The organism is Neisseria maigaei (genome assembly GCF_958267405.1).
Classification (GTDB): domain Bacteria; phylum Pseudomonadota; class Gammaproteobacteria; order Burkholderiales; family Neisseriaceae; genus Neisseria; species Neisseria bergeri.
Genome location: NZ_CATQFT010000045.1, coordinates 82,727 through 89,699, shown reverse-complemented (window position 1 = coordinate 89,699; position 6,973 = coordinate 82,727). Strand labels below are relative to the sequence as shown.

Below are 6,973 nucleotides of genomic sequence, written 5' to 3'. Positions count from 1 at the left end.
TCGTCGCTTTTATAAAAGTGCAAGGGAGTTGCAAATAATGCAATAAATTGCCAAAGTTTTTTCTCAGAAAATGCCGAGATTTTTCTCGGTGCGCTTCAGTCTGAAATGTTCAGGCGGCATTTTGTTGTATTGGAAACTGCCGTTTTCAACCCTTCCTTCGGATAAGCCGTGTCGGATTCGTTTTTAGGCAGGACGTAGGGAATATTTTAATCCGCTGTAAAACAGAAAATGCCGTCTGAACATTTCAGACGGCATTTGCTCAAATAAACCTTATGGCTGTTTATTCAGTCGGATTTATTTTTTCTTTTGCGGAGGCAGGTCGGTACAAGTACCCAATGCCACTTCCGCCGCCATACCGATGGATTCGCCCAAGGTCGGGTGCGGGTGGATGGTTTTGCCGATGTCTGCCGCATCGCAGCCCATTTCGATGGCAAGGCATACTTCGCCGATCATGTCGCCACCGTTCGGCCCGACAATGCCGCCGCCGATGATGCGGCCGGTTTCGGCATCGAAAATCAGCTTGGTAAAGCCGTTGTCGCAACCGTTGGCAATCGCGCGGCCGGAAGCTGCCCACGGGAAGTTGGCTTTGGTGATTTTGCGGCCGGATGCTTTGGCGGACAACTCGGTTTCGCCCACCCACGCCACTTCGGGGGAGGTGTAGGCAACGCCCGGAATGACGCGCGCGTCGAAGTAGGCTTTGTGGCCGGCGCAGTTTTCGGCGGCAACGTGGCCTTCGTGAACGGCTTTGTGCGCCAACATCGGTTGACCGACGATATCGCCGATAGCGTAGATGTGCGGCACGTTGGTGCGCATTTGTTTGTCAACTTCGATGAAGCCGCGATCGGTTACGGCAACGCCTGCTTTTTCCGCGCTGATGAGTTTGCCGTTGGGTGCGCGGCCGGCGGCAACCAATACGGCATCGTAGCGTTGCGGCTCTTTCGGTGCGTTCGCGCCTTCAAAGGTAACGTAAACGCCGTCTTCTTTCGGCTCGACTGCAACGGTTTTGGTGTTGACCATAATGTTGTCAAAACGGTATTCGTTTTGTTTTTGCCATACTTTCACCAAGTCGCGGTCTGCGCCTTGCATCAGGCCGTCCATCATTTCAACCACATCCAAACGCGACCCCAGCGTGCTGTAAACCGTACCCATCTCGAGGCCGATAATGCCGCCGCCGATAATCAGCAGTTTGCCCGGTACTTCTTTCAGCGCCAATGCGCCGCTGGAATCGATGATACGCGGATCTTCAGGAATGAAAGGCAGTTTGGTTACGCGGCTGCCTGCTGCAATGATACAGTTTTTGAAGGCAACGATTTTTTTCTCGCCGGTAGGGGCTGCCTGTTCGTACGCGTCGCCGGCAGTCAGCGACACTTCCAAGTGATGCGGATCCAAGAATTGTCCGTCGCCTTGGATAACGTCCACTTTACGGCCTTTCGCCATACCTGCCAAACCACCGGTGAGGCGGGAAACCACGCCGTCTTTGTAGGCGCGCAGCATATCGATGTCGAGTTCCGGCTCGGGGTATTTGATGCCGTTGGCAGCCAAGTGGCGCACTTCGTCGATAACGGCAGCGTTGTGCAACAGGGCTTTGGAAGGGATACAGCCGACGTTCAGACAAACGCCGCCCAAGGTTTTGTAACGCTCGACGATGGCGACTTTCAAGCCTTCATCGGCAGCGGCAAATGCGGCAGAATAACCGCCAGGACCGCCGCCCAATACGACCACGTCGTACTCGGCATCGGCAGAACCGCCGAATTGCGCGGCTTGCGGAGCGGGAGCGGCAGCTTTGGGTGCTTCTTGCGCAGGGGCAGCAACAGGTGCTTCGGCTTTAGGTGCGGCAGCCGCGCCTTCGGCTTCGACGACGACAATCAAGCCGCCTTCGGAGATTTTGTCGCCGACTTTGACTTTCACTTCTTTGACCACGCCCGCAACTTCGGCAGGCACGTCCATCGTTGCTTTGTCGGTTTCCAAGGTAATCAGGGTGTCGTCAACGGCGATGGTGTCGCCCACGTTCACTTCAACCGCGATAATATCTACATTTTCGTGTCCGCCAATGTCGGGCACTTTCAATTCAACTAAGCTCATGTCTCATCTTTCTGAATGATGTTCAAACTTCCTTTTCAGACGGCACAGACCGCTATGCCGTCTGAAGCCGATCGGGTTACAGGGTAATGCGGCGGAAGTCTTTCAACAGCTTCGCCAAGAATACGGTGAAGCGCATACCGGCCGCACCGTCGATGACGCGGTGGTCGAAGGACAGGCTCAACGGGCACATCAGGCGCGGGGCAAACTCTTTGCCGTTCCAAACCGGTTTGATTTGGGATTTGCACACGCCCAAGATGGCGACTTCGGGAGCGTTCACAATCGGCGTGAAGCCTGTGCCGCCGATGCCGCCCAAGCTGGAAATGGTAAAGCACGCGCCTTGCATTTCTTGCGGTTTGAGCTTGCCTTCACGGGCTTTTTTGGACAATTCGGTCAATTCTTGGCTGATTTGTTTCAAGCCTTTTTGATCCACGTCTTTGATGACGGGAACAACCAAACCGTTCGGCGTATCGGCTGCGAAACCGATGTTGAAGTAGTTTTTCAGCACCAGGTTGTCGCCGTCCAGTGAGGCGTTGAATTCGGGGAAGGCTTTCAACGCGGAAACAGAGGCTTTGATGATGAACGCCAACGGGGACAGTTTCACGCCTTCGCGTTCCCATTCTTTGTTCAACTGTTTGCGGAATTCTTCTAATTCGGTCATGTCCGCTTCTTCGTGTACGGTAACGTGAGGAATCACAACCCAGTTGCGGGACAGGTTTTGACCGGAAATTTTCTTAATGCGGGACAATTCTTTAACTTCGACATTGCCGAATTTGGAGAAGTCCACTTTAGGCCACGGCAGCAAGTCCAGACCGCCGCCCAAAGATGCGCCGGCAGCGGCAGGTTTTGCCGCGCCGCCCTGCATCACGGATTTCACAAAGGCTTTAATGTCGTCGCCCATGATACGGCCTTTCAGACCGGTACCTTTGACTTGACCCAAATCTACGCCCAATTCGCGCGCCAGTTTGCGTGCGGAAGGACCGGCGTGTGCTTTGGCGAAAGCGGCTTCATCGATTTTGGCAGCGGCAGGTGCAGAAGGTGCGGGCGCGGCGGCAGCAGTCGGAGCCCGAGCGGCAGCCGGTGCGGGTGCGGCAGCTTGAGCGGCAGGCGCAGGAGCTGCTGCGGAAGAGCCGGCGGTTTCCACTTCGATAATGGCAGAGCCTTCGGACACTTTGTCGCCGACTTTCAGGAATACGGCTTTAACCACACCGGCAGCGGTACAAGGTACGTCCATTGTCGCTTTATCGGTTTCCAAAGTAATCAGCGTGTCGTCTTCGGCAACGGTGTCGCCAACTTTGATTTCAACGGCGATTACATCCACATCGGTATGGCCGCCGATGTCGGGAACGGCTACTTGAACGGTTGCACCGCCTGCGGCAGCGGGTGCGGCGGCAGGTGCAGGTTGTGCTTCAGCCGCAGGAGCCGGAGCAGTTTCGGCAGCGGTGGCACCGGTTTCAACGGTCAAAATTACGCCGCCTTCGGAGATTTTGTCGCCGACTTTGACTTTCACTTCTTTCACGACACCGGCCGCATCGGCAGGTACATCCATCGTGGCTTTGTCGGTTTCCAGTGTAATCAGGGTGTCGTCAACGGCGATGGTATCGCCCGCTTTAACTTCTACGGCGATGATGTCGACGTTTTCGTGACCGCCGATATCGGGGACTTTGATTTCTACGATACTCATTTGAGTTCCTTTAATCTTTTTCAGTTGGATGCCGTCTGAAAGCTGCTTCAGGCGGCATCGGTACGGTTTGTCTGCTCAAACCATTCGGGCATTCGGTTTTCAGACGGCCTGATGTCGGAATGGGGCAAACAGGCCGTCTGAAATATCAATCAGCGTTTCCAGCTAGGGGCTGAATCGGCTTTGATGCCGTATTTTTCAATGGCTTGCTGAACGGTTTCTTTGCTGACCTTGCCTTGTTCCGCCAATGCGCTCAATGCGGCAACGGCAACGTTGTAGCGATCCACTTCAAAGAAGCGGCGCAGGTTGGAGCGGCTGTCGGAACGGCCGAAACCGTCAGTACCCAAGACGTGGTAGTCGTTCGGGATGTAGGCGCGGATACGGTCGGCATAGCTGCGGATATAGTCGGTAGCGGCAATTACCGGACCGTCATGACCTTGCAATTTGGAAGTAACGAAAGGTACTTTTTCGGCTTCCAGCGGATGCAGGCGGTTGAAGCGTTCCACCTCGACAGCGTCGCGGTGCAGCAGGTTGAAGGACGGGCAAGACCAAATGTCTGCTTCCACGCCGAAGTCGGCTTTCAGCAGCTCGGCACCGGCAATCACTTCTTGCAGGATGGTACCGGAACCCATCAATTGGACTTTCTTGTCGCCTTTGCCGCCGGCTTTCAGCAGGTACATACCTTTGAGGATGTCTTGTTCCGCACCTTCCGGCATATCCGGATGGGTGTAGTTCTCGTTCATCAGGGTAATGTAGTAGAACACGTCTTCATTATTGGCATACATACGGCGCAGACCGTCTTGTACGATGACAGCCACTTCGTATTGGAAGGTCGGGTCATAAGATACGCAGTTCGGAATCAAATCCGCTTGAATATGGCTGTGTCCGTCTTCGTGTTGCAGGCCTTCGCCGTTCAGCGTCGTACGGCCGGCAGTACCGCCCAACAGGAAGCCGCGCGCGTGCATATCGCCCGCCGCCCATGCCAAGTCGCCGATACGTTGGAAACCGAACATGGAATAATAGATATAGAACGGAATCATGGCGAAGTCGCTGTTCGCATAGCTGGTTGCTGCTGCAATCCAGTCTGCCATTGCGCCCGGTTCGTTAATACCTTCCTGCAGGATTTGACCGTCTGTAGATTCTTTATAGAACATCAGCTGGTCTTTGTCTTGAGGGGTATATTGCTGACCTTTCGGATTCCAAATACCGTATTGGCGGAACATACCTTCCATACCGAAAGTACGGCTTTCGTCGGGAACGATAGGTACGACGCGTTTGCCGATTTTTTTGTCTTTCAACAAGGTTGACAAAATGCGGACAAATGCCATAGTGGTCGAGAACTCGCGTTCACCGCTGGATTTGAGTTGTGCGTCGAATGCCGACAGCTCGGGCACTTCCAATACTTCCTGCGTCGGTTTGCGTTGCGGCAGGTAGCCGCCCAAAGCATCGCGGCGTGCGTGCAGGTATTTGTATTCTTCCGTATCGGGTGCGAAAGACAGGTAAGGCAAATCGCCGCTTTCGATTTGCTCGTCGGTAACCGGAATGTCAAAGCGGTCGCGGAATTGTTTCAGGGACGCTTTGTCCATTTTTTTGGCTTGGTGGGCAACATTCTGACCTTCGCCGGATGCGCCCATACCGTAACCTTTAATGGTTTTCGCCAAGATTACAGTAGGTTTGCCGTCGGCGTGGTTAGCTGCGCGGTCGTAAGCGTTGTACACTTTTTGAGGGTCATGACCGCCGCGGTTCAATGCCCAAATTTCGTCATCGGTCATATCGGCAACCAATGCTTTCAGTTCGGGCGTATTGAAGAAGTGTTCGCGCACATATGCGCCGTCTTTGGATTTGTAAGTTTGGTAGTCGCCGTCCAAACATTCTTCCATACGTTGGCGCAGGATGCCGTCTTTGTCTTTCGCCAAGAGGCGGTCCCAACGGCGGCCCCAAATGACTTTGACGACATTCCAGCCGGCACCGGCAAAGTTGCCTTCCAATTCTTGGATGATTTTGCCGTTGCCGCGCACCGGGCCGTCCAAGCGTTGCAGGTTGCAGTTGATGACGAAAATCAGGTTGTCCAAGCCTTCGCGTGCAGCCAGCGCGATTGCACCTTGGGATTCGGGTTCGTCCATTTCGCCGTCGCCGCAGAAACACCATACTTTACGGCCTTTGGTTTTTGCCAAGCCGCGTGATTCCAAGTATTTCAGGAAACGCGCCTGATAAATCGCCATGATGGGACCCAAGCCCATGGATACGGTCGGGAACTGCCAGAAGTCGGGCAAGAGGTGGGGGTGTGGATAGGAAGGCAGACCGTGTCCGTCCACTTCCTGACGGAAGTTGTTCAGTTGATCTTCAGTCAGACGGCCTTCGACGAAGGCGCGTGCATAGATGCCCGGGGCAACGTGACCTTGGAAGAAGACCAAATCGCCTTCTTCGCCTTCGCCCTTGGCTTTCCAGAAGTGGTTGAAACCGACTTCATACATGGTGGCGGCAGATTGGAAAGATGCGATGTGCCCACCCAGTTCCAAATCTTTCTTGCCGGCGCGCAGTACGATGGCGGCGGCGTTCCAGCGCACGAATGCACGGATGCGGTGTTCGATGTTTTGGTCGCCCGGAATGCCTTTTTCGTTTTCGACGGAAACGGTATTCAAATACGGGGTGGTCGTGCCGTGGGGCATACGTACGCCTTTGTCGCGGCAGTATTTGACCAGGTTTTCCAAGAGGTATTGCGCGCGTTCGCCGCCTTCATATTCGAGGACGGAGCTTAACGCGTCTAACCACTCTTGGGTTTCGATAGGGTCAACATCGTGTAATTGGGTGGACATAGTATCTATCCTTTATGTTGAGTGTTTAATCGGCAGGGAGGGTGTAGCCAACCCCTTTATTTTCGTTTGTGAAAAATAATAAGCAAAAACGAAAATTTCTAAATCAAACCGAAACAAAATAATTTAAGTCCAATGTTTTCAAAAAATTATAAAAGTCTTGGAAACAAGGGAAAACTTGAAAAAATGTTCGGTCTGCTCCACACGAAATCCTATCAGCAATCGGGTCTGCTGGCAAATAACCATGCTTTTAAAAGCAGGTTTTGTTCCGAAGTGGGCGTTTGGTAAGGACAGGTCTTTTTGATTGCGAAAACATCCTGTTTAATTTTGGTTATATTTTTTCGGAATTGTGGGATATCGAATCGTTATGTCTCTGCTGGCAATTTTCCTATTGTAGAAA

At 53.4% G+C, this 6,973-nt stretch carries 3 protein-coding genes; all 3 read right to left on the bottom strand.

The genetic code is table 11. The features are described from left to right. Window positions 1-294 precede the first annotated feature (294 nt). The 3 genes from lpdA to aceE all read right to left on the bottom strand — a co-directional run bounded on the left by lpdA (window position 295) and on the right by aceE (window position 6,576). Window positions 295-2,082 (bottom strand): dihydrolipoyl dehydrogenase, encoded by a 1,788-nt coding sequence (gene lpdA / locus Q3O06_RS08820; protein ID WP_301818464.1) that lies wholly within the window; start codon window positions 2,080-2,082, stop codon window positions 295-297. Between the two features lie 76 nt (window positions 2,083-2,158). Further along, window positions 2,159-3,763, bottom strand: coding sequence for a dihydrolipoyllysine-residue acetyltransferase (gene aceF, locus Q3O06_RS08815; RefSeq protein ID WP_301818463.1), 1,605 nt, complete (start codon window positions 3,761-3,763; stop codon window positions 2,159-2,161). 149 nt (window positions 3,764-3,912) lie between these two features. Next, window positions 3,913-6,576: a pyruvate dehydrogenase (acetyl-transferring), homodimeric type gene (gene aceE / locus Q3O06_RS08810; protein ID WP_301818462.1), complete on the bottom strand. Its 2,664-nt coding sequence runs from the start codon at window positions 6,574-6,576 to the stop codon at window positions 3,913-3,915. Window positions 6,577-6,973: the final 397 nt, after the last annotated feature.